Origin of the sequence: Kitasatospora sp. GP30 (assembly GCF_029892145.1) — a bacterium.
Classification (GTDB): Bacteria; Actinomycetota; Actinomycetes; order Streptomycetales; family Streptomycetaceae; genus Kitasatospora; species Kitasatospora acidiphila.
The window spans coordinates 82,554-106,343 of record NZ_JARZAH010000009.1 but is presented as its reverse complement, the minus strand read 5'-3'; the positions used below and the strand labels follow the sequence as shown (position 1 = coordinate 106,343).

Below are 23,790 nucleotides of genomic sequence, written 5' to 3'. Positions count from 1 at the left end.
GTCACCGCGGCGCTCCCGCGGCCCACTTCACGGCCGCGGTGAGCACCCGGAAGGACGCGAAGTGCGCCACCCCCGGTTCCAGGAAGAGCGTGGCGTCGGGGATGTGGGAGGCCAGCCAGCGGGAGTGGTCGACCGGCGAGAACATGTCCTCGGCGCCGTGCCAGAGCCAGGTCTTGGCGGTGATGTCCTCGACCTGGAAGCCCCAGCCGGTGGTGAAGGCCAGCACGTCGTCGATCCAGCCGTCGGCGTTCTGCCGGAAGGCCTCGCGGTAGTTGCGCGCCAGCATCCGGCGGATCCCGGCGTCCGAGACCACCGCCGCGTCATTGCCGGACAGCTCCTGGCGCAGCCCGGCCAAAACGGTCGCCGGGTCGTCCCGGATCCGCCGGGCCCGCTGCGCCATGGTGGCCGCGATCCGCTTGTGGCCGCGCTCGGCGGCCCGGTAGTCGCGGATGTTGGACGCGGTCATCCCGGAGTACCAGTCCAGCCCCTCGGCGTCCCGGGGCGCCAGCGGGACCAGCGCCGCCACCCGGTGCACCCGGCCCGGCAGCAGGGCCCCGCAGGCCAGCGCGTGCGGGGCGCCGCCGGAGCGGCCGACCACCGCGAACGTCGCCAGGCCCAGCTCGTCGGCGATGGTCTGCACATCGGCGGCGGCCGAGGCGACCCGCCGGCCGCGCTGCCGGTCCGAGCCGCCGTAGCCGGGCCGGTCGAAGGAGATCAGGTGCACGCCCAGGTTGTAGAGCACGGTGGAACGCGGGGTCGGCCCGACCCGGCTGCCCGGGGTGCCGTGCAGCAGGAAGACCGGCCGCCCGGCCGGATTGCCGAAACTCTGCACGGCCAGGGTCCGGTCGTCGCCGGTCTTGACCAGTCGTGGCTGCACGAAAGCGCCTCCAGAACGTGACTCTGCCAGTTGGAAAAGCGTGGGACACGGGGTCAGTGCCCCGGGCGGACCTCGCGGCGGGCCTGCCAGGTGGTGTGCTCGCGGGAGACGGCGTCCTCGGCGTCCCTGGCGAGCCGGGCCCAGAGCTCCTCGGCGTCGCCGGCCGTCAGGTCGAGCCGGCTCAGCTGGTCGCGCACCTGCTCCAGCTCGTCGGCGGCCAGCCGGTAGGCGGCGGCCAGCGGCCGGTACTGGCGCAGCTGGGCCCAGGCGGCCACCGACAGCGCCACCGCCGACACCGCGCCCAGCAGGTCCAGCGGCAGCACGCCGAGCGCCCCGGGGACGGCCAGCGCCAGCCCGAGCAGCGGCAGCGCGATGCCCAGCAGCTCGGTGAGCCGGCCGGCCCGGTCGCAGTAGGCGCCCTTGGCCCGGTACCAGTCGTGCTGGGCCCGCACCCGCTCCCGCAGGTAGACCTCGCGCCGCACGGCCAGCGGCTCGTCGCGCAGCGCGCGCATCGCCGCGGTGACCGAGGCGCGCTGCTCCGCGTCGGCGGGCAGCGCCGGGCTGTGCCGGAACCCGTGCAGCAGGCCGCGCAGTTGCAGCCGGTAGAGCCCTTCGGCGTCCGGCAGGGTGGCGGGCGGTGGCTGATACGCGTCGGCCCGCACCGCGAACTTCCAGGCCAGCGTCTTCACCGACTCGGCGGCCGCCCGCCCCTCGTACCAGAGGCCGTGGGGCTGCTGCCGGGTCAGCCGCAGGGCCACCCCGGCCGCGGCCAGGTAGGCGGCCGCGGCCAGCCAGCAGAGCGGGCCGCCGCCCGTGCTGCCGGCCGCGGCTGCCGCGGTGAGCAGCAGCAGCTGCCAGCGGGCCAGCGTGATGGAGCGCCGCTGGCCGAGCAGCGAAGCGGAGTCGGCGACCCGGAACAGCTCCGGGAGCAGCTCGTCCTCGCGGACCGGGTCCGTGGGTCGTCCGCCGGCAGCCATCCCGTGTGCCCCCCGAGTGCGTGTCGGTGTCCGCTGCTCGAAGTATGGGCGGTCGGCCGGTCCGGGGACAGGGCGCGTACGCGCCTTTTACGGGGAGACGAGATGTCCTCGTTCAGAAGGAGTAGTAGATCCGGTCCGCGTGTTCGGCCATCAGCTTGGCGTTCCAGTCCGTTCCGCCGTCCACGTTGCCCGAGCGGAACAACGGGGGCGTGCTGCCTCGCTCGGCCAGCTTGCCCACCGCGCTCACCACCACCGCCTGCATCAGTGCGCTGGTGACGATGGTGGACACCGAGCCGAAGCCGGTCTCCACCTCCGGGTGGTCGAGCTCGGCGTCGCCGACCGCGATCTTGCTGTCCAGCACCACGTCGCAGTGGTCCTTGAGGTAGGTGCCGGACGGGTGCCGCGAGCCGACCCGCCCCGGGTAAGCGAGCGAGGTGACCGCGACCACGTGCATCCCCCGGGTGCGGGCGTGCGCGGCCAGCTCCACCGGCATCACCTGGCGGCCGGAGAGCGAGATGACGAAGAGCAGGTCACCGGCGGTGGCGGGGGTCAGGTCCAGGGTGGCGGTGGCCAGCCCGGAGACCCGCTCCAGCGCGCTGCCCAGCGGCGCCGGCATCACGTTCACCCCGGTCATCCCGGGCACGTTCAGCAGGTTGACCACCGCCAGGCCGCCGGCCCGGTAGACCACGTCCTGGGCGGCCAGCGAGGAGTGCCCGGCCCCGAAGGTGAAGATCCGCCGGCCGTCGGCCACCGCGTCGGCCAGCAGCACCGCGGCCCGGTCGATCGACTCGGCCTCCTCGGTGCGGACCCGCTGCAGGTGGGCCGCCGCGGCGTCGAAGTACTGCCCGACCAGATCGCTCATTCGATCGTCTCCTAGGTCGCCCTGAGCCGGTGGAGAAAGGTACGGCGAGCACGCTGCTGCCTGCGCGCCCCCGCTGTCAACAGGGCCCGACCCGGACGGGAAGGCCGAGCGGGCGGGGCCGGTTATCAGTGCGGTAGGTCAGAATTGGCGGTAGACCTCGAGGGAACGGAGCCTGCGGCGATGTCTGGGCTGATCGATACGACTGAGATGTACCTTCGCACCATCCTTGAGCTGGAGGAGGAGGGCATCGTCCCGATGCGCGCCCGGATCGCCGAGCGGCTGGAGCAGAGCGGTCCCACGGTCAGCCAGACTGTCGGCCGGATGGAGCGGGACGGCCTGCTCCAGGTCGCCGGCGACCGCCACCTGGAGCTGACCGATGACGGGCGTCGGCTCGCGGTGCGGGTGATGCGCAAGCACCGGATCGCCGAGTGCCTGCTGGTCGACGTGATCGGCCTGGAGTGGGAGCAGGTGCACGAGGAGGCCTGCCGCTGGGAGCACGTGATGAGCGAGCAGGTCGAGCGCAAGGTGTTGAAGATGCTCGGCCACCCGACCCAGTCGCCGTACGGCAACCCGATCCCGGGCCTGGACGAGCTGGGCGACATGAGAGCCGAGGGGGAGGGGTTCGACGCCGCGCTGGTCACCCTGGACGCGCTGCGGCCCGGTGACGGCGGCGCCCGCGTGGTGGTGCGGCGGATCGGCGAGCCGATCCAGACCGACGAGGAGCTGATGCGCAGGCTGCGCCGGGCCGGGATCCGCCCGGGCGCCACGGTGCAGGTCGCATCCGCGGTGGGCGGCGTGCTGGTGGGCTCGGGTGCGGACGCCGCCGAGCTCGGCAAGGACATCGCGGCGCACGTCTTCGTGGCGCGGGCGTAGTCGGTCCGCCCGAGGGCGTGCGTTCGGGCCCGGCACGTCCCCGCGTGCCAGGCCCGAACCCCCCGGTCCCTCCCGATCCCTCCCTGGTCCCCCACCGCCGCCGACCGGCTTCCCCGTCCGGTCGTCCCCTCGGCGCTCCCCCAGTCCTTGGGCTTCCCCGATCCTCGCTGCTGCCTAGCTGCCACCTCCGGGTCGATTTGGTGCGAAAGCGTTACGCAACCAATCATGCCCGCCCCAAGGCAGGCCAATCCTGACAACTCGTCACTCGTTCGAGCGGCTTGTCGAACAGTCGGTTCGGGTACACCGGTCCCTTATGGCATCGATGATCTGATGAAGCGTCAGCAGGTCAGGGGCTGGGTCGGGCCGGGTCAGGGGCCGGGCCACGGGGCCGCCCGGCGGCAGGCGTAGGCCAGCGAGCCGACCAGCTCCGCCGCGTCCGGCAGCCAGCGGTTGGCGAAGGACGGCGGCCGGGCCCACTGGGCGAAGCCGTACGGGCCGAGCCGGGACGGCGGCGCCACGATCCAGTCGCCCTCACCGCGCCCGGTCAGGTCCAGCCGGTCCGGCGCCCAGCCGAACCGCCGCAGCAGCTCGGGGAGTTTGGCCAGGGTGCCGGGCGGCGCCAGGAAGAGCATCCGACGGTCACGCCGCCCCGGCTCGGCCGGCGCCGACAGCACCGGACCGAACTGCGTCTCCATCCGCTCCATCCGGGTCAGTGCCAGGCAGCCGGCGGTCATCGACACGTCCAGCACGTCGAACGAGCGGCCGGCCGGCAGCAGGATCGCGGCCTGCGGATCCTCGGTCCACCACAGGCCCACCCGGGTGGGGCCGGCGCTGGCCAGGCGCTGCCAGTCGTGGTGCGCGGGGTGCGCGCCCGGCCGCGAGCAGTGGGCGGCCCGGCAGGAGCAGTGCGGCCCGCCCTCGCTGTCGACCAGGTGGGTGCCCGGCACCACCTCCCAGAACCAGTCCTCCGCATACCTGACCGCCTCGGTCAGCAGCGGGGAGGCCGCCGGCGGGGAGGTCGCCGCGCCGCCGCGGCCGTGCTCCGGGATTCCTGGGTGCTCGTCCACGCGCTACTCAACTGGTGGCGGTGGGGCGGGTTACGGGCCGACTCCTGGCGCGTGCGCCGCGCCCGGGTTTGTCACTCGAAACGGTGATCGCGGCGCCCGGGTAGCGTGCCGGTGCCCGGGTCGGCGCGGTGGCGCGCCCTGGCGCGGAACATGGCGCTCCGCAGGCGTTGGTCCGGTGTTCGTCCGGTGTCGGCCCCCGGTTCGCGGGGCGGGCGCAGCGGGGGCGCACAGGAGCATTTTCCCGGGCGCGTATGGGGAACGGGTCGTCCGCATGGGTATCCCGATGGTGTCGTAGATCGCTAACCTGGCCTCAAGTTCCTTCACTGGCCGGGTAGTCGGCACGCCGTTCGGCACTGCGCGATGCGGTACCGCGAGCGGTCGGCCGGCACCAGAGCAGCAGAGTCGACGCCCCCCGGCGCAGCCGGGGGCGCTGGGGAGGCGAAGCCCATGGCCGCGAGACCACTCGTCGCACGACAGCCCAACGAGCGTCTGCAGCAGCTGATCCAGGAGGCGAGCTGCTCCAATGCGGGTCTGGCCCGCCGGGTCAACCTCTGCGGCGCCGAACACGGGCTCGACCTGCGGTACGACAAGACCTCGGTCGCCCGCTGGCTGCGCGGCCAGCAACCGCGCGGCCAGGCACCGGCGGTGATCGCCGAGGCGCTGGGGCGCAAGCTCGGCCGCGGCGTCACGGTCGAGGAGATCGGCATGGCCGACGGCAAGAACCTGACCTCGGGCGTCGGACTGCAGTTCGCCGCCACGCTGGCCGGGGCCGTGGAGCAGGTCTGCGAGTTGTGGCGCAGCGACGTCAGCCGGCGGGACTTCCTGGGCGGCGCCTCGGTGGCCGCCTCGGCGCTGGTCGAGCCCAGCCGGGACTGGCTGATCACCCCGCCCGACCCGGTGGTGGCGCGCACCGGCGGGCCGCGGGTCGGGCCGTCGGACGTGTCGGCGATCCGGGCGACCACCGAGATGCTGGTCGACCTGGACCACCGGTTCGGCAGCGGCCACGTCCGTCCGGTGGTGGTGCACTACCTGAACAGCGTGGTCTCCGGGCTGCTCACCGGCGGCTACCGGGAGGAGACCGGCCGTCAGCTGTTCGCCGCGGTGGCCAGGTTGACCGAGCTGGCCGGCTACATGGCGGTGGACACCGGGCAGCCCGGGCTCGCCCAGCGGTACTACATCCAGGCGCTGCGGCTGGCTCAGGCCGCCGACGACCGCGGCTACGGCGGCTATGTGCTCGCCGCCTCGATGAGCCACCTGGCGGCCACCCTGGGCAATCCGCGGGAGATCGCCCAACTGGCCAGAGCCGCCCAGGAGGGCGCCCGTTCGGTGGCCACCCCCACCGCGATGGCGATGTTCTACGCCGCCGAGGCCCGCGGCCACGCACTGATGGGCGACGCCCGCTCCTGCGAGTCGGTCGCCGCCAAGGCGGTGGCGGCCATGGAGAAGCGCGACCCCGAGCAGGACCCGGACTGGATCGTGCACTTCGACGAGGCCTACCTGGCCGACGAGTTGGCGCACTGCTACCGCGATCTGGAGCACGGCAAGCAGGCCGAGAAGCAGGCCCGGATCGCCCTCGACCTGCATCCGGTCAGCCGAGTGCGGCGCCGCGCCGTCGACTTGGTGCTGCTGGCCACCGCGCAGTTGCAGCAGCGCGACATCGAACGCGCCTGTGAGACCGGGGTGCAGGCGGTGCGGCTGCTCGGCGGGCTGCGCTCCAACCGGGGAGTGGAGTACCTGGACGACTTCCGCCGCCGCCTGGAGCCCTACCGGGACCACCGGGTGGTGCGGGACTTCCACCAGCGGATGGAGGTGGAGGCGGCGTGACGGACTGTCGGCGGGCCTGTGCCCGAGGTTCTCGGTACCCCGCCCGCGTGGTCACCCGAAGCGGTGAACCGGTAGCGTGGGCCGGAGGTTTTGAGGAACTCCAGCAGCAGTGGTCCGCCGTCAGTGAAAACGCGCGGAAGAACCGAGGAAGGCCCGGGTGCTCTCACCGGACAGACAGCGCGGGCGGTCCGCACCATCGACCGCCCCTTCGCCGCTGACCGCGCCGGTGTGCCCATGGTCGTGCACAGGTGAGGATTCGCGTTGAGCCAGCGCCGCTCGTACCCCAACTCCGGTGACTTCAATCTGGACGACCTGTTCCGTCCGGAGCCGGCCGCGCCCGCCGCACCCCCGGGGGCGCCGGCCATCCCGGGGCAGGCCGGCCCGGAGCAGGGCGGTCCGGAGTACCTGGCGCCCGGGCAGACGTGGAGCGAGCAGCCGACCCAGCTGGGCGGCCAGCCGGTGGCGGAGACCCAGGCCCTGCCGCCCTACCCGACCGGCGACCCGGGAGCCGGCTTCACCGGCGGCCAGCCGATGGGGGGTCAGCAGAGCTTCGGCGGGCAGCAGTCCTTCGGGGGTCAGCAGTCGTTCGGCGGCAACCAGTCGTTCGGTGGGCAGCAGTCCTTCGGGGGCAACCAATCCTTCGGTGGGCAGCAGTCGTTCGGGGGCAACCAGACCTTCGGCGGCAACCAGTCCCTGGGTGGTCAGCAGTCCTTCGCCGGCCAGCCCGGCGGCTACCCGGCGGTGTCGGACCAGACCACCCGGTTGGGCCGGGCCGACGCGCGGTCGGCCGGCGGCGGCGGGATGTCCCGCAAGGCGGTGATCGGCGGTCTGATCGCGGTCTGCGCGGTCGGCGGGATCCTGGTCGCGGTGCTGTCCGGCGGCGGTGGCAACCCCAAGCAGCCGCGCCAGGCGCCGGTGGCCGAGGCCTCGGCGGCCGGGTCCGCGTCGGCGTCAACGGGCAGCAGCGCCGGCGGCAGCCCGTCCGCACTCGGCCCCGACGCGCAAGCCCAGGCCCAGGCGCTCGCCAACCTGCTGGGCCAGGCCAGCGCCAGCCGGCAGGCGGTGGTCGGCGCGGTCGCCTCGATCGGCAAGTGCGACAACCCCGCCGCCGCCCAGCAGGCCCTCACCCAGGCTTCCGGGCAGCGCCAGCAACTGCTGACCTCGCTGACCGCGCTCAAGGTGGACAAGCTGCCGACCGGCCCGCAGCTGGTCCAGCAGCTCACCCAGGCCTGGCAGGCCTCGGCCAGCGCCGACGACGCCTACGCGGCCTGGGCGGGCGATGCGGCGGGCGGCTGCGACCCCGCCAAGGTGAGCGGCGACGCGCACAAGCAGGCCGGCGACCAGGCCAGCGGCACCGCCAGCGGTGCCAAGAAGCAGGCCGCCGCCACCTGGAACGCGATCGCCGGCCAGGCCGGCCTGTCCACCCTCAACGACTACCAGCTCTGAGTGGACGTCAGCCCGGCCTGGTAGTGCGTCAGAACGGGCTGACGGTCAGCTGGTCGGCGGCCTGCCGCCGGTCAGCACCCAGCGGACGTCGATGAAGCCGGGCTGCTGCTCGACCAGCCGGCCGCCGCGCACCTGCTGGAAGGTGACCGAGGTGTTCACCAGCCGCGGCGAGTCGGGGCTGGCCAGCATGTTGGTCAGCCCCCAGTTCAGCGGCGGGGTGGCGCCGCCGGTGTCGATCGGGGTGCCGCCGTCCAGCACGTCGCGCAGCGAGTGGCCGGTCACCGGCCGGCCGTGCCCGATCCGCTGCACGGCCTGCAGGAAGACCTGGTAGGCCACCCAGGTGGTCTGCACCCCGGGGTCGGCGGTGTCGATGGTGGCGTCGGCCGCGGCCCGGGTGCGCACGATGGCCCGCAGCGGATCCCAGACCTGGGAGGCCTCGGGCGGGAACCAGCCGACCGCGTAGGCGTTGCCGAGCGGGCCCGCGTCGCCGCCGGTGGAGTCCACCACCGACTGCTGGAAGCTGCCGATCACCGAGAACAGCCGGGTGTTGCGGTGGGGCTGCCGGCGCAGCGAGTCGAGCAGGTTGAGGGTCGGCAGCGGGCCGAGCGCCGCGGTGACGCAGTTGCCCGGCGCGTCGGAGCCGATCGCGGCCTTCGCGGCCTCGGTGAAGTCCGTCGACTTCTCCTGGGCGCGGATGTCGGTGAGTTTCACTCCGGCCGGGGCGAGCGCGCCGCCCAGGGCGCCCGGCAGGGTGTCGCCGGCCGGGGTGTCCGGGCGGATCAGCGAGACGGTCTGGCAGCCGGCCGTGACCAGCTGCCGCCCGCTGCCGGCGATCAGCGCCGGGGTGCCGCCGGAGACGGGGTAGGAGAGCGGGCTGCTGAACTCCGGGTTGGACAGGCCGTAGCCGCCGATGAACGGGATCCGGGCGTTCTCCAGCAGCGGCATGAAGGCGTCGCCGTACTGGCTGTAGGAGCCGACCACGGCGATCGCGCCGGCGTCCACGGCCTGCTTGGCGCAGGCGGCGGCGCCGTCCGAGGTGTTGTGCTCGTTGCAGGTGAGCACCCGCAGCCGGTGCCCGGCCACCCCGCCCTGGGCGTTGGCCTCGGCGCCGATCGCGGTGGCCAGCTGGGCCATGCCGGGCCGGTCGGTGGAGCCGGTGCCCCAGGGGGCGAAGGTGAGCACGGTGAGCTCGGTCCGGGGGTCCGCGGCGTCGGCCTTGGCGGCGCAGCCGGAGCTGGCGAGCACGGCCGGCAGTAACGCCGCCGCGGCCGCCAGGGCCAGCGGACGCCCGGTGCGGCGGCCGCGGCGCGGTGCCCTCGGTGCAGCGGTCATCTCGGCTGTTCCCCCAAATGCGGACGTGGCAGGGGCCCCTAGCCTTCCGGGGGGTTCACTCCACAAGTGGGCAGCATGTTCAACGGGCGGTTAACCGGCGATGAACTCAAGGATTGGACGCGTGTAGATCCCGTTCGCAAGGGAACGTACGATCGTCTGCCATGGCGGTCAGCACAGAAAACTCCAACGGCTCTTTCCCAAACCCTTCTCGTCCGGGGCGCCGCTCCACCACCATGGGCGGCATGCCGCTCAACGATCTGCCCTGGTGGCGCTGGCGCGCCCGCCTGCGTTCCGCCCTGCACATGCTCGCCGACCCGGCCTTCCAGCAGGAGTACTGGGCCATCGGCCGGGACGGCTACGGGGACGTCACCGATGCCGTCTACCGCCTGGTCGAGGACAGTTGGCTGGACCGCTGGTCGGCCGAGAAGTACGTCGGCGCGGTCCTGCGGGACGCCGACGAGGCGGCCCTGGTGGACGCCGCCGTGCTGGGGGTGCTGCGGATATTCCACGAGGTGGGCGCGGACGCCCCGTCCGCCGCCTACCTGGGCCACCCGGACTGGCCGGCCACGGTGGCCGCCGCCCGGGCCGCCCACGAGCTGCTCAGCACCAACGACGGCGAGGACCCGGACACCGCGCCGCGTTCGCTCGAAGTGCTGAGGATCCTGACACGGATCGGCTGACCCGGGCCCGGCTGTGCCAGGCTGGGCCCTCAGCAGAGACAGCGGACGAACCGACAGCATTCATCCAGGAGCGAGGACCGAGAGCGTGGCGCAGCAGACCGCGGCCGAGCCGACCCAGTACGTACTGACCCTCTCCTGCCCGGACAAGCAGGGGATCGTGCACGCGGTCTCCAGCTACCTCTTCATGACCGGATGCAACATCATCGACAGCCAGCAGTTCGGTGACCGGCGTGGGGGCACCTCCCGGCCGGTGGGGGCACCTCCCGGCCGGGAAGTCGGGGGCGCCGGGGGACCGCTGTTCTTCATGCGGGTGCACTTCTCGGCCGAGCGCCCGGTCACCGTGGAGAGCCTGCGGGCCAGCTTCGCCGCGATCGGCGCCTCCTTCGGGATGGAGTGGGCGATCCACCCGGCCGAGGCGAAGATGCGGGTGGTCCTGATGGTCAGCAAGTTCGGGCACTGCCTCAACGACCTGCTGTTCCGCACCTCGATCGGCGCGCTGCCGGTGGAGATCGCCGCGGTGGTCTCCAACCACACCGACTTCGAGGAGCTGACCGCCTCCTACGGTGTGCCTTTCGTGCACATCCCGGTGACGGCCGAGACCAAGCCGGCGGCGGAGCGCCGGCTGCTGGAGCTGGTCGACGAGCAGGACGTCGACCTGGTGGTACTGGCCCGCTACATGCAGGTGCTCTCGGACGACCTGTGCAAGGCGCTCTCCGGCCGCGTGATCAACATCCACCACTCCTTCCTGCCGAGCTTCAAGGGCGCCAAGCCGTACCACCAGGCGCACGCCCGGGGCGTGAAGCTGATCGGTGCAACCGCCCACTATGTGACGGCCGACCTGGACGAGGGCCCGATCATCGAGCAGGAGGTGGCCCGGGTGCAGCACGACGTGACGCCGGATCAGCTGGTCGCGCTCGGCCGGGACGTCGAGAGCCAGACGCTGGCCCGCGCCGTGAAGTGGCACAGCGAGCACCGGGTGCTCATCAACGGCAGCCGGACCGTGGTCTTCGCCTGACCGCCCAGCTCGCCTAGGGTCGCAGGAGCGGCCCTAGGGCCTCGACAGCAGCGGCACCGCCGCCAGCACCTCGCGGATCGCCGCCCGGTCGCCGTACTCGCCGACCGGCAGGTGCTCCGGATCCCGGTGCGCGGCGGCAAGCGCGCAGAACTCCACGCCGTCCATCACCAGTTCGGCCACCGGTTCGACCGGCGGCTGCTCCGGGGCGGTCGGCCGGCCGTCCAGCGGGATCAGCCACTGCCCGGCCGCCGGGCCCTCGATCACCAGCCGCACCGTCCGCCCGGAGCCGGCGGCTTCGGGTCCCGGGCCCGCATAGGCGGCCTGCCGGCGGCCGACCAGCGCGCCGGGCAGCTGGCGGGCGGCCAGGTCGACCATCTGCCGCAGGTGACCGGGGGCCGGCTGGGCATACGGGTAGGCGACCGCGCGGGCCACGTCCTCGCCGTGGATCCAGGTCTCGAACGCCCGGTCGATGAAGGCGTCGCGCACCGGCAGGGCGGTGAAGCCGTAGTCCACCGGCAGGTCGCCGACCTCCGGCACCGCCTCGCGCAGCAGCGCCTGCGACTGGGCCCGCCAGAACTGCCGCACCTCCTGCGGGGAGTGCTCGGCGTGCTCGGCGGCCAGCCGCTCGCCGCGCTCCAGCAGCCCGCCCCACGGCACCGGCCCGGTCGCCTGGGCCGGCACCCGGGGTCGTGCCGAGCCCACCGGGTCCGGCAGGCCGAGGGCAGCGCCGACCAACCCGTCCAGGGCCGCCAGATGGCACAGCACCTCGGCCGGCCGCAGCCGCAGCGACCCGCCGCGCCAGGGCAGTTCGGCCACCTCCTGCCACTCCGCCCGGCCCAGGTCGCGCAGCAGCGCGTCCAACTTGGCGGTCTCGGCCGCGAACGGCGCCGCCCAGCCGGCCAGCGGGTGGTGGGCCGCCCGCCGGTTCAGGCAGAAGTCCAGCACCTGCTGGCGCAGCCCGTCCGGCTGGTCCAGCGGATCGTCCAGGCTCAGCCGGCCGGCCGCCCGGCGCAGCCGCTCGCCCTCCTCCGCGCACTCGGCGCAGCCGGGCAGGTGCCGCTCCACCTCGGCCGCCTCATCGGGGAGGCAGGCCCGCAGCGCCCAGGCACCGAGCAGACCGCGCAGCGCCTCGTGCTCCTGCTCAGTCATCCCGTACGTCCCCCGTCACGAGCCGAACTCAAGTTCATTGGCGAGCAGTTGCAGGCCGAGGCGGAGCCGCTGACGGGCCGCCTGCTCGCTGATGCCCAACTGCCGGGCGGTCTCCTGGTAGGTCCGGCCGTCGTACCAGGTGGTCTCCAGGGTCTCGCGCAGCGCCGGCGGCAGCGCGGCCACCACGTACTGCGCCTGGGCGGTGGCGGCCCGCTGGTCGATCTCCTCCGGCTCGTGGTCCTCCCGGCGCAACCGCTCCACCGCCCGACGGTGGGTCAACTCGCCGACCCAGGAGCGCAGCGAGCGCTCACCGGGGTCGAACTCCTCCGGGTGCTCCCAGAGATGGCCGAAGACCTCGCGGGTGAGCTGCGCGGCCGCCTGCTCGTCGCCCAGGATCCGACCGGCCAGCCCGTGCACCAGTGGTGACAGCTGGTCGTAGAGCTCGCCGAGCGCGCTCTCCTCGCCGCGGGCCAACCGCGACCGCATCTGCTGGTCCCAGTCCGGAGCGGTCATGCCCTCCACCGTATAGCGGTCACCGGTGTCGGGGTGGGGGATTGTAGGAAGAACACTTCTCTCAGGGGTCGTCTCGCCGCCGCGTGGCCGCCACCGGTGGGCGGGTGTCGGGCGGTAGTTTTCACCACACCGGTGCGAAGGTCGTTGCGATGCTCGGCCGGGCGAACGGGTCAGTATGCGCCGTGTTGTCCCCCGATCGCTGGAATATGCCCGAAGCGGTTGTCCGGCCCGGAGTCCGCGAATCATCCTGGGGCCTGAACGCGGCGACGACATGGGCAGTCCAACCGGTAGCTCGTCATGCAGGTGGTGGAGCGGTGCAGGTGGTTCAGGAACAGCTCGCGGTGGCCGCCGACCCCGCGGAGGTCGGCCGGGCCCGGCGGTGGGTCCGGGTCAGGCTGCTCGACCTCGGGGCCGATCCGACGGCCGGCTACGCCGAGACGCTGGTGCTGCTGGTCTCCGAGCTGGTGACCAACGCGGTGGTGCACGCGGGCAGTCCCGCGGTGCTGCGGCTGGTCTGGCCCAGGGACGAAGGGCCGGTGCGGGTGGAGGTGGCGGACGCCTGCGGCGCGGCGCCGCAGCCCCGGCACGCCTGCCCGGGGGCGACCAGCGGGCGCGGGCTCGAACTGGTCGACCTGCTCGCGGCCCGCTGGGGCTGGTGCCCGCAGGGCGGCGGGAAGCTGGTCTGGTGCGAGGTGGAGCGGACCGGCCCGGCCGACGGCGCGGCACTGCGGACCGGCCCGGCCGACGGCGCGGCGCCGCGCGAAACCGGCGCCCTGACCGCTTGACCGTGCTGTGTTTGACCGTGTACTGACGGCCGATTCTCGATCATTCCACGGCTGAAACAGGTCGCAACCATTCCGAATTTCGGATGAACCATTGACGTGACGTATCGGGCTGATCACTCTTGGGGCAGCTCTCCGTTGCGAGGGGACGTCAAGAGACGGCCGTTGCAGCAGATATGACGGTCAGTCACCACTTGGCGAGTGCGGGGTGCCCGGCAGTGCGGGTCAGGGCCCGTACCGGTGGCAGCTCGGGACGGGAGGCCCGGGCTGCCACTGCGGCTCCTGCCGTCGGCCGGACGGGCCGGTTGGCCCGATCTTTGTGGAAGATGGCAGTCAGGCCGCTCGTGGCGCGACGGCCGGGCGGCAAGACTCGATCAGGTGACCGACACCAGACCCGCATCCGCCACGGCTGAAGAAGCCGCGCCCCGCGACCGCCGCCCGCGCCTGCACTACGCCTGGGTGGTCGCCGCCGTCTCGCTGCTGGTCCTGGTCGGCTCGGCCGGCTTCCGCTCCACCCCCGGCCTGATGATGACCGTCTGGAACAGCGAGTTCGGCTGGTCGCACGGCATCATCGGACTGGCCGTCTCGGTCAACCTGGTGCTCTACGGCCTCACCGCGCCGTTCGCCGCCGCGCTGATGGACCGGTTCGGGGTGCGGCTGGTGACGGTCTGCGCGCTGCTCACCATCGCGGTCGGCTCCGGGCTCACCGTGCTGATGACCCAGGCCTGGCAGCTGATCCTCTGCTGGGGCTTCCTGGTCGGCCTGGGCAGCGGCAGCATGGCGGGGGCGTTCGCCACCACCATCACGGGGCGCTGGTTCCAGGCCCGCCAGGGCTTGGTCACCGGGGTGCTCACGGCGGCCGGCGCGGCGGGCAACCTGGTCTTCCTGCCGGTGCTCTCCTGGCTCGTGCAGGCCGCCGGCTGGCGGGCCGCCGTGATGGTGGTCTCGCTCTGCGCCACCGCGGTGGCGGTCCCCGTGCTGCTGCTGATGAAGGAGCGCCCGGCCGACCTCGGCCTACTGCCGTACGGCGCCGAGCCCGGCGACCCCCTCCCGCCCGCGAGGTCGGGGTCCCCCCGGCCGGAGGCTGGGGGAGGACGGGCGGTCTCCCGCACCCTGCGGGTGCTGCGCGATGCGATGCGCAGCAGGGTTTTCTGGCTGCTGGCCGGCTCCTTCGCGATCTGCGGGGCCACCACCGTCGGCCTGGTCGGCACCCACTTCATCCCCGCCGCCCACGACCACGGCATGCCGGAGACCACGGCCGCCGGACTGCTCGCCATGATCGGCGCCTTCGACGTGGTCGGCACGGTGGCCAGCGGCTGGTTCACCGACCGGGTCGATTCCGGGCGGCTGCTGATGGTCTACTACGGGCTGCGCGGCGTCTCGCTCTTCCTGCTGCCGGAGCTCTTCGCCGGGACGATCAAGCCGCCGTTCCTGGCCTTCGTGATCTTCTACGGCCTGGACTGGGTCGCCACCGTGCCGCCCACGATCGCGCTCTGCCGCCGCCACTTCGGGGCCGACGCGCCGATCGTCTTCGGCTGGGTGCTGGCCTGCCACCAGATCGGCGCCTCGATCGTCGCCACCGCCGCCGGGGTGATGCGCGACAAGTTCGGCGACTACGACCTGGCCTGGTACGGCGCGGGCGGGCTCTGCCTGCTCGCGGTGCTCTGCTGCCTGGCGGTCAACCGGAGCCCGGCGCCCGGGCTGCCGGCGCCGGCAGCGTGACCGGCTGACCGGCGGATCGCCTGACCGGCGGATCGGCTGACCGGCTGGAACGTCGCTGCTGCTCGATAGGCTCGAACCCATGTCGCTGCGCTTCACGCTGGACCCCGAGCTCACCCCCGAACTGCGTGCCGAGATCGTCACCCTGTGGACGGAGGCGAGCAACGCCGGCGGCGCGGTGGGGTTGATCCCGCCGGTCACCGAGGACGACGTCCGGCCGACCGCCGACAAGCAGTTCGCCGGCGTCGGCGCGCCCGGCGACCCGGACGCGGACCGGCTGCTGATCGCCCGGGAGGACGGGGCGCGCGGGCGGCTGGTCGCGGTGCTCTTCTTCGAGAGCATGCGGTTCGACCTGATGGACCACTGGCGGCTGCTGAAGCGCGTGATGGTCGACCCCAAGCAGCAGGGCCGCGGCTACGGCCGGGAACTGCTCGCCGAGGCCGACAAGATCGCCCGCGACTGGGGCCTGGCCGGGCTGCGGCTCACGGCCCGCGGCGGCGTGGGCCTGGAGCGGTTCTACACCTCCTGCGGCTACACCGAGGTCGGCCGGGTGCCCGGGGCGATCCGGGTGGCCCCGGGTGACGACCGCGACGACATCACCTTCTGGCGCGCGCTGGACTGACGGCACCTTCTCGCGCGCTGGACCGACGGCACCTTCTCGCGCGTTCGACCGACGGCACCGTCGCCCGCGCGTTCGAGCGGCGGTGCATTCGCTCGCGCGTTCGACCGGCGACCGGTGGCTCGCCCGCCCGGGAGCCGGGCAGGCCGCTCATGATCGGCCCGGCGGGCATGCTCTACTGGGAGACCTGCCGTACCCGCGAGATCCACGAAGGAAGCCACCCGTGAGCAGCAAGAAGCACGCCACGCTCCGTTACACCTCGCTGCGGGCCAGCATCTTCCTCGCCTGCCTGCTGGTCTTCGCCTTGCTCGGGCACTTCGGCGTGATCCCGGTGGCGGGGGCCACCGGCTCCATCTTCCTGCTGCTGCTGGCCGTGATCGCGTCGGCGCCGATCAGCTACGTCGTGCTGAGCAAGCAGCGGGACGACATGTCCGAGCAGATCGTCTCCGGCGTCAGCAGCATCAAGAACCGCACCAAGCAGCGGATCGCCGACCAGAACGCCGAGGAGGACGCGGCCGACGACGCCGCCCGCGCTGCCGCCGCCGCTGCCGGCCAGCAGTAGGCGCCATGCCCGGCACTCCGGCCCGCCGCCCCACCGGCCGCGACGTCGCGCAGCTGGCCGGCGTCTCCCAGGCCACCGTCTCGCTGGTCTTCTCCGGCGGTGCGGCCGGCCACCGGGTCTCCGACGCCACCCGCCAGCGGGTCCTGGACGCCGCCCGCAGCCTGGGCTACCGGCCGCAGGCGGCCGGGCGCCAACTGCGCCTCGGCCGCAGCGGGATGGCGCTGCTGGCGGTGCCCAATCTGCAGGGACCGTTCTTCGGCCGGGTGCTCACCGGGGTGGAGGAGGAGGCGGCCCGGCACGGGCTGGCCGTGGTGGTCAGCTCCGGCTGGAACGCGGCCACCCTGGCCGAGGCCGCGACCACCAGCCGGTTCGACGGTCTGCTGATCTGCTCGCCGGATGACAGCCAGCTCGGCGAGCTGCCGTCGAGCACCCCGGCGGTCTTCCTGGACGCCGACCCGGCGGCGGCCGGCGGCGCCCCGACCGTCGAACTCGACCTGGCCGCCGGCATGGCCGCAGCCGTGGCCCACCTCACCGCGCTGGGCCACCGCCGGATCGGCCGGCTGCGCTCCTCGCTCAGCGCCCACACCTTCCGGGTCCGCCAGGCCGCCTTCGAACGGGCGGCCGCCGGCCTTGAGGTGCTGGAGCACCAGGTCGAGCTCAACCTGGGGGAGTCCGCCGCCCGGATCGTCGCCACCGAGCTGCTGTCGCGGCCCGACCGGCCGCACGCCGTGCTCTGCGACGACGACGTGGTCGCCTCCGGCCTCTACCAGGCCGCCGCCGACCTGGGGCTGCGGATCCCGGCGGACGTCTCGGTGATCGGCATCGACAACGTCTCCATCGCCGCCCTGCTCACCCCGCCCCTCACCACCGTGGACCTCCCCGGCGAGCAACTCGGCCGCACCGGCATCACCGCCCTGGCCGCCCTGCTGTCGGGCGAGCAGCCGAAGCCCGTCGCCCCGCTGCCCACCACCCTGCTGGTCCGCGCGTCGACGACCGGGGCGTAGTGGCGGGCGTGGCGGGTGCTCCGCATGGTGGCCGGGCGCCTGTCCCGGGATGGTGTCAGCAGTCGCCGATGGCCCTGCTGTCCACCACTCTGCTGGTCCGCGCGTCGACGAGCGGGGCGTAGCGGCGGGTGTGGCGGGTGCTCCGCATGGTGGCCGGGCGCCTGTCCCGGGATGGTGTCAGCAGTCGCCGATGGCCCCGCTGTCCACCACTCTGCTGGTCCGCGCGTCGACGACCGGGGCGTAGGGCCTCAGCTGGCCAGGGCCTCTCCTGTGGATCAGGGCGGCCATGACACCCGCGGCTGACGCCGCGGGGCGCGCGGCTCCCGCTGGCTTCGGCCGGGAGGGGCCCCATCCGTGAGTGCTCCGGCGCCGCGCGCCGGGCGCTGTTTCCATCAGTGCGGCCCTGGCCCCGCGCCGGGAGCTGACCCAGCAGCGCGGCCTGGGGTACGCGCCTGGCACTGACCCAGCAGCGCAGCGGCCCCGGTGGGTCAGATGGCCACCAGCGGCGCCGCCATCCGCGCCGGCGCGGGCGGGTGCAGCCGGCGGCGGGTGGCGAACAGCAGCCCGCCGCCCAGCGTCACCCCGCCGACCGCGCACCAGGCGACGGCGGTCAGGGAGTCGGCCACCAGCCAGCCGGAGACCGCGTAGCCGAGCGCGTTGCCGGTGGCGAACAGGGTGACCAGCCAGGCGAACGCCTCGGTCACCGTGCCGGTCGGGGCTAGTTCGGCGACCAGTACGAAGGCAGCAGCGAGCAGCGGGGCCAGGCCGATGCCGGAGACGAAGGCCAGCGCGACCATCGGCCAGGGGCCGGGCAGCCAGAGCAGCGGCAGGTAGCAGGCGGCCATCCCCAGGGCGAGCGCCCAGGTGCGGGTGGCGGTGGAGCTGCGCCAGCGCATCGCGCCGTAGCCGAGCGCGCCGAGCAGCCCGGCGAAGGCGGCTGCCGCGAGCAGCAGGCCGGCGCCGCCGGGCAGGCTGCCGTGGTGCCGCTCGGCGTAGGCGATGAAGAGCACGTTCTGCGTGCCGACCGTCCAGCCGGCCCCGGCCAGCCCGATCAGCAGCAGCACCAGGCCGGGGGAGCGCAGCGGGCCCAGCAGCCCCGCGCCGTGCTCGCGCGGCGGGGCCTGCCAGCGGCGGGCCGGTGCCGCGGTGGCCACCACCAGGGCGCCCAGCAGGCCGAGTACGGCGGCGGTCCACAGGGCGGCGGCCGGACCGGCGGTGCCGGCGATCGCGGCTACCGCCAACGGCCCGGCCACGTACAGGATCTGCTGCGAGGCGGAGTCGAAGGCGTAGGCGGTGTCGAGCTGTTCCTCGGCGACCACGTCCGGCCAGAGCGCCCGCAGGCAGGGCTCCAGCGGCGGCATCGCCAGCCCGGCTATGGCCGCGCCGCCGATCGCGGCCGGTGCGCTGCCGGGGGCCAGCGCCAGCAGGGCGTAGCCGCAGCCGGCCACCGCGGCGGAGCAGAGCAGTACCCGGGGCTGGCCGGTGCGGTCGACGATCCGTCCGAGCACCGGGCCGCCGATGGCGGCCGCGAGCGCGTAGGCGGCGGTGGCCAGGCCGATCCTGCTGTACGGGGCGCCGGCCTGACGCAGCGCCAGGGCGATCACCAGGCCGGTCATCCCGGCGGGCAGCCGTCCGAGCAGGGTGCCGGCCAGCAGGCGGGTGACGTGCGGGGCACGGAGCAGGGCGAGGTAGCCCACGGGGGGTCTCCCGGGGTCGTGGCGGCGGGGAAGCCTCAGCAAGTTATACGTATAACCAGCATAGGTCAACCGAGCTCGCCCCGGCCCGCCAGGGCCGTTCGTGTCCACTCGTTGTCCACATATCAAACTTCTACTTTGAACAACTCAAACCTTCACTGCTAACGTGTCGGCCATGACCACCCCCGACGCACTCCGGCAGCAAGGCATGAGCGGTCCGCTCATGCCGGGTGCCGGCCCGCGTCCGGGCGAGGTCGCCGTGTTGGCGTGCCGCGCCGGCTCGTGTCGCGTTCCGAGCTGTAGCTAGGCGGCGTACCGCCCGCTCCCGGCCGCCCCGTTGGGCCGGAGCCTCCTCCCTCCGCGTGCGCCGCCCTGCCCCCGACGCCTCCAATCCCCGCCAACCCCCCCGGAGTAGCACCCCCATGTCCACACCCGCGCCCACGGCCCTCGGCCGCCTGCGCCGCACCCCGTTCTGGGTGCAGATCGTCGCCGGCCTGGTGCTCGGCGTCGTGCTCGGCTTCATCGCCCGGCAGAACGACGTCTCCTGGCTCACCACCACCCTGGACACCATCGGCAAGACCTTCATCCAGCTGCTCAAGCTGGCCGTGCCGCCCCTGGTCTTCACCGCGATCGTGGTCTCCGTCGCCAACCTGAGGCACGTCGCCAACGCCGCCCGGCTGGCCGTGCGCACCCTGCTCTGGTTCGGGATCACCTCGCTGATCGCGGTCGGCATCGGCCTGGCCATCGGGCTGCTCACCGACCCCGGCACCGGCACCCACCTGTCCACCAGTGGCCTGAAGGCCCCTCAGGACTCCGGCTCCTGGGTCGACTTCCTGACCGGGATCATCCCGACCAACATCGCCGACGCCTTCCTCAAGGTGAACGTGCTGCAGATCGTCTTCCTCGGCGTGGTGGCCGGCGCCGCCATCCTCAAGGTCGGCGCCAAGGCCGAACCGATCCTGAAGCTCAGCGAGTCGCTCCTCGAACTGGTCCAGACCGCGCTCTGGTGGGTGATCCGGCTGGCTCCGCTCGGCACCCTGGGCCTGATCGGCAAGTCGGTCGCCCTGTACGGCTGGAACCTGCTGCGCCCGATGGCCACCTTCACCGCCGACATCTACGTCGGCTGCGCACTGGTGCTCTTCGTCGTCTACTCGCTGCTGCTGCGCTTCGTCGGCGGCCTCAACCCGGTGCGCTTCTACCAGGGCGCCTGGCCGGCGATCCAGCTGGCCTTCGTCTCCCGCTCCTCGGTCGGCACCCTGCCGGTGACCCGCCGGGTCACCGAGCGCCTGGGCGTGCCCGGTGAGTACGCCAGCTTCGCGGTGCCGTTCGGCGCCACCACCAAGATGGACGGCTGCGCGGCGATCTACCCGGCGATCGCGTCGATCTTCGTCGCCCAGGTCTACGGCATCCACCTGGGCATCGGCGACTACCTGCTGATCGCCTTCGTCTCGGTGATCGGCTCCGCCGCCACGGCCGGCCTCACCGGCGCCATCGTGATGCTGACCCTGACCCTCTCCACCCTGGGCCTCCCGCTGGAGGGCGTCGGCCTGCTGCTGGCCATCGACCCGATCCTCGACATGATGCGCACCGCCACCAACGTGGCCGGCCAGGTCGTCGTCCCGCTGCTGGTCTCGGCCCGCGAGAAGACGCTCGACCTCGCCGCCTACAACACCCCCAAGGAGCTCTACGACGAGGCTCCGGCCGCGACCCCGGTTGCCGCCTGACGCCCGCCGGCACCCGTGCCGAGCCCCCGGTCGCCCCAACGGCGGTCGGGGGCTCGGCCGTTGGAGGTGACGGAGGCAGAGGAGGGTGCTGATTCCCTTGCCGTGGAAGCACGCTGATGGGCCGCCAGAAAAACGGCAGGGGGCCCGGTACGGGCCCCCTTGGTATTGCTATTCGTGCTCGTGGAGCCCTGACGGGCCGCCAGCGGACCCGCGGTTGAGGTCCGGAGCGATCAGGTGATCAGCAAATGATCAGACTGCGGTGACGTTCTCCGCCTGCGGGCCCTTCGGACCCTGGGTCACGTCGAAGGTGACCGCCTGGTTCTCCTCCAGCGAGCGGAAGCCGCTGGCGTTGATCGCGGAGTAGTGGACGAAGACGTCCGGGCCGCCGCCTTCCTGGGCGATGAAGCCGAAGCCCTTCTCAGCGTTGAACCACTTGACGGTTCCCGTGGCCATGCCGTTCTCCTTGCGAGGGACGTGTTGGACACCACACGTGTTGTGACATCCGGTCCGCTGCGCTGATCGCCCCGCCTCCGGACCCGGGTCCGGAGTTTTTCGCACAGTGTTGCAATGCTGAAAAACTACAAAAAGCCCGCGGTTACATGCTCCGCAGGCTTCAAGTACTGCAAGGGGAATCAAACTGCAACTGAGTGAAACCGTAGCACGGAGGCGCGGCCCCGACCAGGGGTGTCCGAAGGTGCGGAAAGGGCGTGTCGGGGTGTGTCGGAAGGGGGTCGTGACGGGTGGCGGAGGGCCCGGGCATACCCTGCGAAGACGGCACCGACAGGCAAGAGGGAGCACGCAGTGGCCGATCTGGTGGAACGCAGCGACGAAGGCCTCACCCCGGCGCGCGAAGGCGTGAGAACGGCCCGCCCGAGGGTCGGTCACATCGAGTTCTTGAACTGTGTCCCCCTTTACTGGGGACTCGGCCGCACCGGCGCCCTGCTCGACCTCGACCTGACCCGGGACACCCCGGAGAAGCTCAGCGACCAGTTGGTCAACGGCCGGCTCGACCTCGGCCCGATCACCTGCGTGGAGTACCTGCGGCACGCCGACGAGCTGGTGGTGCTGCCGGACATCGCGGTGGGCAGCAACGGGCCCGTGATGTCCTGCGTGATCGTCAGCACCGTGCCGCTGGACCAGCTGGACGGCCGCCCGGTGGCGCTCGGCTCCACCAGCCGCACCTCGGTGCGGCTGGCCCGGCTGCTGCTGGAGGAGCGCGAGGGGGTGCGCCCCGAGTACTTCAGCTGCCCGCCGGACCTGGACGCGATGCTGGCCCGGGCCGACGCCGCCGTGCTGATCGGTGACGAGGGCCTGCGGGCCACCCTGGAGGCGGACCGGCACCCCGAGTACACGGTGCACGACCTGGGGCAGATGTGGCAGGAGTGGACCGGCCTGCCGTTCGTCTTCGCGGTCTGGGCGGCCCGCCGGGAGTTCGTGGAGCGGCAGCCGGCCCTGGTGGCGGCCGTGCACCGGGCGTTCCTGGAGTCGCGGGACATCTCGCTGCTGGAGGCCGACCAGGTGGCCGCGCACGCCGCCCGCTGGGAGGGCTTCGACGCCCCGGTGCTGGAGCACTACTTCCGCGAGGCGCTGGACTTCTCGCTCAGTGACCCGCAGCTGGCCGGGATCGCCGAGTTCGCCCGCCGGGTCGGCCATGACAGCGGCTTCGCACCGGATGTGACGGTCCGCCTGCTGGCGGACAGCCGAGCGCTCTGAGGGACCGGCGAGCGGCCCGGATCCGGAGGTGGAGTGCACCGGGGGCGGCCGAACCCGCTGGCGTAGGCTGGTTCGGTCGTTCCACCCCTGGATGTACCCGGAAGAAAGAAGGCCGCCAGGTGACCGAGCTCGCCGCGCCCCACGCCGCGCCCAGCAGCGACCTGCAGGCCGTTCTCGACCGGGCCGCCGCCGGGGGCAGGATCACGCCGGACGAGGCGCTGGAGCTCTACCGCTCGGCGCCGCTGCACGCCCTGGGCGCGGCGGCCGACGCGGTGCGCCGCCGCCGGTACGCGGGCGTCGAGCACATCGCCACGTACATCATCGAACGCAACATCAACTACACCAACGTCTGCGTCACCGCCTGCAAGTTCTGCGCCTTCTACGTGCCGCCGAAGAGCGACAAGGGCTGGTCGCGGGAGCTGGACGAGATCCTGCGCCGCTGTGCGGAGACGGTGGAGCTGGGCGGCACCCAGATCATGTTCCAGGGCGGCCACCACCCGGACTACGGCGTGGAGTACTACGAGCGGGCGTTCTCCGCGATCAAGGCCGAGTTCCCGCAGCTGGTGATCCACTCCCTCGGCGCCTCCGAGGTCGAGCACATGTCGCGGATCTCCGGCGTCTCCGTCGAGGAGGCGATCACCCGGATCCACAAGGCGGGCCTGGACTCCTTCGCCGGGGCCGGCGCCGAACTGCTGCCGGAGCGTCCGCGCAAGGCGATCGCCCCGCTCAAGGAGTCGGGCGAGCGCTGGCTGGAGATCATGGAGGCCGCGCACGGCCTGGGCGTCGAGTCGACCTCCACCATGCTGATGGGCACCGGCGAGACCAACGCCGAGCGGATCGAGCACCTGCGGATGATCCGCGACGTGCAGGACCGCACCGGCGGCTTCCGGGCGTTCATCCCGTACACCTACCAGCCGCAGAACAACCACCTCAAGGGCTCCACCCAGGCCACCGTCTTCGAGTACCTGCGGATGATCGCGATCGCCCGGCTCTTCCTCGACAACGTGGCGCACATCCAGGGCTCCTGGCTGACCACCGGCAAGGAGGCCGGCCAGCTGTCGCTGCACTACGGCGCGGACGACCTGGGCTCCGTGATGCTGGAGGAGAACGTGGTCTCGGCGGCCGGGGCCAAGCACCGCTCCAACTTGACCGAGCTGATCCACCTGATCCGCACGGCCGGCCGCACCCCCGCCCAGCGCTCCACCACCTACGAGCACCTGCGGGTGCTGGACGACCCGGCCAACGACCCGGTGGACCCGCGGGTCGCCTCGCACATCGCCTCCACGGCGATCGAGGGCGGCACCGCGCACCCCGAGTTGAAGATCCTCGCGACCGACTGACGACTGACGACTGGCGAC

At 73.0% G+C, this 23,790-nt stretch carries 22 protein-coding genes; 13 read left to right on the top strand and 9 right to left on the bottom strand.

The window, feature by feature from the left end:
* Position 1: 1 nt before the first annotated feature.
* The 3 genes from P3T35_RS16370 to P3T35_RS16360 form a co-directional block, all read right to left on the bottom strand.
* Positions 2 to 877, bottom strand: coding sequence for an alpha/beta hydrolase (locus tag P3T35_RS16370; protein WP_101381800.1), 876 nt, complete (start codon positions 875 to 877; stop codon positions 2 to 4).
* Between the two features lie 53 nt (positions 878 to 930).
* Positions 931 to 1,854, bottom strand: coding sequence for a DUF4231 domain-containing protein (locus P3T35_RS16365; protein ID WP_101381801.1), 924 nt, complete (start codon positions 1,852 to 1,854; stop codon positions 931 to 933).
* Between the two features lie 112 nt (positions 1,855 to 1,966).
* A complete protein-coding gene (locus P3T35_RS16360; protein ID WP_101381802.1) occupies positions 1,967 to 2,716 on the bottom strand; it encodes an SIS domain-containing protein in 750 nt (249 codons plus the stop codon).
* Between the two features lie 180 nt (positions 2,717 to 2,896).
* Between P3T35_RS16360 and P3T35_RS16355 the strand changes: the two genes are divergently transcribed.
* Positions 2,897 to 3,589: a metal-dependent transcriptional regulator gene (locus P3T35_RS16355; protein WP_101381803.1), complete on the top strand. Its 693-nt coding sequence runs from the start codon at positions 2,897 to 2,899 to the stop codon at positions 3,587 to 3,589.
* A gap of 368 nt (positions 3,590 to 3,957) precedes the next feature.
* On the opposite strand, the gene P3T35_RS16350 is transcribed toward P3T35_RS16355, so the two are convergent.
* Positions 3,958 to 4,656 (bottom strand): bifunctional DNA primase/polymerase, encoded by a 699-nt coding sequence (locus tag P3T35_RS16350; RefSeq protein WP_280706439.1) that lies wholly within the window; start codon positions 4,654 to 4,656, stop codon positions 3,958 to 3,960.
* A 447-nt stretch (positions 4,657 to 5,103) separates the two neighbouring features.
* Here P3T35_RS16350 and P3T35_RS16345 point away from each other — a divergent pair, with 447 nt between their 5' ends.
* Together P3T35_RS16345 and P3T35_RS16340 are read left to right on the top strand one after the other, a co-directional pair.
* The gene (locus P3T35_RS16345; protein WP_101381804.1) at positions 5,104 to 6,480 is read left to right on the top strand and encodes a transcriptional regulator; all 1,377 of its coding nucleotides are present in this window, start codon (positions 5,104 to 5,106) and stop codon (positions 6,478 to 6,480) included.
* Between the two features lie 261 nt (positions 6,481 to 6,741).
* The gene (locus tag P3T35_RS16340; RefSeq protein WP_180356551.1) at positions 6,742 to 7,926 is read left to right on the top strand and encodes a hypothetical protein; all 1,185 of its coding nucleotides are present in this window, start codon (positions 6,742 to 6,744) and stop codon (positions 7,924 to 7,926) included.
* A gap of 45 nt (positions 7,927 to 7,971) precedes the next feature.
* On the opposite strand, the gene P3T35_RS16335 is transcribed toward P3T35_RS16340, so the two are convergent.
* Positions 7,972 to 9,258: an ABC transporter substrate-binding protein gene (locus tag P3T35_RS16335; protein ID WP_101381805.1), complete on the bottom strand. Its 1,287-nt coding sequence runs from the start codon at positions 9,256 to 9,258 to the stop codon at positions 7,972 to 7,974.
* A 161-nt stretch (positions 9,259 to 9,419) separates the two neighbouring features.
* On the opposite strand from P3T35_RS16335, the gene P3T35_RS16330 reads away from it, so the two are divergent.
* A complete protein-coding gene (locus P3T35_RS16330; protein WP_101381806.1) occupies positions 9,420 to 9,938 on the top strand; it encodes a hypothetical protein in 519 nt (172 codons plus the stop codon).
* 85 nt (positions 9,939 to 10,023) lie between these two features.
* Positions 10,024 to 10,953: a formyltetrahydrofolate deformylase gene (gene purU / locus P3T35_RS16325; RefSeq protein WP_101381807.1), complete on the top strand. Its 930-nt coding sequence runs from the start codon at positions 10,024 to 10,026 to the stop codon at positions 10,951 to 10,953.
* Positions 10,954 to 10,986: 33 nt separating this feature from the next.
* Here the strand turns inward: purU and P3T35_RS16320 are convergent, their stop codons facing one another.
* Together P3T35_RS16320 and P3T35_RS16315 are read right to left on the bottom strand one after the other, a co-directional pair.
* Positions 10,987 to 12,102 carry a maleylpyruvate isomerase N-terminal domain-containing protein gene (locus tag P3T35_RS16320; protein WP_101381808.1) on the bottom strand — a complete coding sequence of 372 codons (1,116 nt, stop codon included), beginning with the start codon at positions 12,100 to 12,102 and terminating at the stop codon, positions 10,987 to 10,989.
* A 15-nt stretch (positions 12,103 to 12,117) separates the two neighbouring features.
* Positions 12,118 to 12,615 carry a sigma-70 family RNA polymerase sigma factor gene (locus P3T35_RS16315; RefSeq protein ID WP_101381809.1) on the bottom strand — a complete coding sequence of 166 codons (498 nt, stop codon included), beginning with the start codon at positions 12,613 to 12,615 and terminating at the stop codon, positions 12,118 to 12,120.
* 314 nt (positions 12,616 to 12,929) lie between these two features.
* On the opposite strand from P3T35_RS16315, the gene P3T35_RS16310 reads away from it, so the two are divergent.
* The 5 genes from P3T35_RS16310 (at position 12,930) to P3T35_RS16290 (ending at position 17,301) form a co-directional block, all read left to right on the top strand.
* Complete coding sequence (locus P3T35_RS16310) at positions 12,930 to 13,400, top strand: ATP-binding protein (protein WP_101381810.1); 471 nt, start codon at positions 12,930 to 12,932, stop codon at positions 13,398 to 13,400.
* Positions 13,401 to 13,775: 375 nt separating this feature from the next.
* Complete coding sequence (locus tag P3T35_RS16305; RefSeq protein ID WP_101381811.1) at positions 13,776 to 15,119, top strand: MFS transporter; 1,344 nt, start codon at positions 13,776 to 13,778, stop codon at positions 15,117 to 15,119.
* Between the two features lie 79 nt (positions 15,120 to 15,198).
* Positions 15,199 to 15,738, top strand: a complete 540-nt coding sequence (locus P3T35_RS16300; protein WP_101381812.1) for a GNAT family N-acetyltransferase — start codon at positions 15,199 to 15,201, stop codon at positions 15,736 to 15,738.
* Between the two features lie 220 nt (positions 15,739 to 15,958).
* Positions 15,959 to 16,297, top strand: coding sequence for a DUF4229 domain-containing protein (locus tag P3T35_RS16295; protein ID WP_101381813.1), 339 nt, complete (start codon positions 15,959 to 15,961; stop codon positions 16,295 to 16,297).
* 5 nt (positions 16,298 to 16,302) lie between these two features.
* Positions 16,303 to 17,301: a LacI family DNA-binding transcriptional regulator gene (locus tag P3T35_RS16290; RefSeq protein ID WP_101381814.1), complete on the top strand. Its 999-nt coding sequence runs from the start codon at positions 16,303 to 16,305 to the stop codon at positions 17,299 to 17,301.
* 488 nt (positions 17,302 to 17,789) lie between these two features.
* On the opposite strand, the gene P3T35_RS16285 is transcribed toward P3T35_RS16290, so the two are convergent.
* Positions 17,790 to 18,998, bottom strand: coding sequence for an MFS transporter (locus P3T35_RS16285; protein ID WP_101381815.1), 1,209 nt, complete (start codon positions 18,996 to 18,998; stop codon positions 17,790 to 17,792).
* A 419-nt stretch (positions 18,999 to 19,417) separates the two neighbouring features.
* Between P3T35_RS16285 and P3T35_RS16280 the strand changes: the two genes are divergently transcribed.
* Positions 19,418 to 20,719, top strand: coding sequence for a dicarboxylate/amino acid:cation symporter (locus P3T35_RS16280; RefSeq protein ID WP_101381816.1), 1,302 nt, complete (start codon positions 19,418 to 19,420; stop codon positions 20,717 to 20,719).
* Between the two features lie 249 nt (positions 20,720 to 20,968).
* Here P3T35_RS16280 and P3T35_RS16275 read toward each other — a convergent pair whose 3' ends face one another.
* Positions 20,969 to 21,172 carry a cold-shock protein gene (locus P3T35_RS16275; RefSeq protein ID WP_101381817.1) on the bottom strand — a complete coding sequence of 68 codons (204 nt, stop codon included), beginning with the start codon at positions 21,170 to 21,172 and terminating at the stop codon, positions 20,969 to 20,971.
* Positions 21,173 to 21,574: 402 nt separating this feature from the next.
* On the opposite strand from P3T35_RS16275, the gene P3T35_RS16270 reads away from it, so the two are divergent.
* Positions 21,575 to 22,432 (top strand): menaquinone biosynthesis protein, encoded by an 858-nt coding sequence (locus P3T35_RS16270; RefSeq protein WP_101385205.1) that lies wholly within the window; start codon positions 21,575 to 21,577, stop codon positions 22,430 to 22,432.
* Between the two features lie 119 nt (positions 22,433 to 22,551).
* Positions 22,552 to 23,772, top strand: a complete 1,221-nt coding sequence (gene mqnC, locus P3T35_RS16265) for a cyclic dehypoxanthinyl futalosine synthase (protein WP_101381818.1) — start codon at positions 22,552 to 22,554, stop codon at positions 23,770 to 23,772.
* The last annotated feature ends 18 nt before the right edge of the window (positions 23,773 to 23,790 follow it).

Coding starts and splice junctions, on each gene's coding strand:
- P3T35_RS16365 (WP_101381801.1), bottom strand. CDS start 1,854: ATGGCTGCCGGCGGACGACCCACGGACCCGGTCCGCGAGGACGAGCTG.
- P3T35_RS16360 (WP_101381802.1), bottom strand. CDS start 2,716: ATGAGCGATCTGGTCGGGCAGTACTTCGACGCCGCGGCGGCCCACCTG.
- P3T35_RS16355 (WP_101381803.1), top strand. CDS start 2,897: ATGTCTGGGCTGATCGATACGACTGAGATGTACCTTCGCACCATCCTT.
- P3T35_RS16345 (WP_101381804.1), top strand. CDS start 5,104: ATGGCCGCGAGACCACTCGTCGCACGACAGCCCAACGAGCGTCTGCAG.
- P3T35_RS16335 (WP_101381805.1), bottom strand. CDS start 9,258: ATGACCGCTGCACCGAGGGCACCGCGCCGCGGCCGCCGCACCGGGCGT.
- P3T35_RS16330 (WP_101381806.1), top strand. CDS start 9,420: ATGGCGGTCAGCACAGAAAACTCCAACGGCTCTTTCCCAAACCCTTCT.
- P3T35_RS16320 (WP_101381808.1), bottom strand. CDS start 12,102: ATGACTGAGCAGGAGCACGAGGCGCTGCGCGGTCTGCTCGGTGCCTGG.
- P3T35_RS16315 (WP_101381809.1), bottom strand. CDS start 12,615: ATGACCGCTCCGGACTGGGACCAGCAGATGCGGTCGCGGTTGGCCCGC.
- P3T35_RS16300 (WP_101381812.1), top strand. CDS start 15,199: ATGTCGCTGCGCTTCACGCTGGACCCCGAGCTCACCCCCGAACTGCGT.
- P3T35_RS16290 (WP_101381814.1), top strand. CDS start 16,303: ATGCCCGGCACTCCGGCCCGCCGCCCCACCGGCCGCGACGTCGCGCAG.
- P3T35_RS16280 (WP_101381816.1), top strand. CDS start 19,418: ATGTCCACACCCGCGCCCACGGCCCTCGGCCGCCTGCGCCGCACCCCG.
- P3T35_RS16275 (WP_101381817.1), bottom strand. CDS start 21,172: ATGGCCACGGGAACCGTCAAGTGGTTCAACGCTGAGAAGGGCTTCGGC.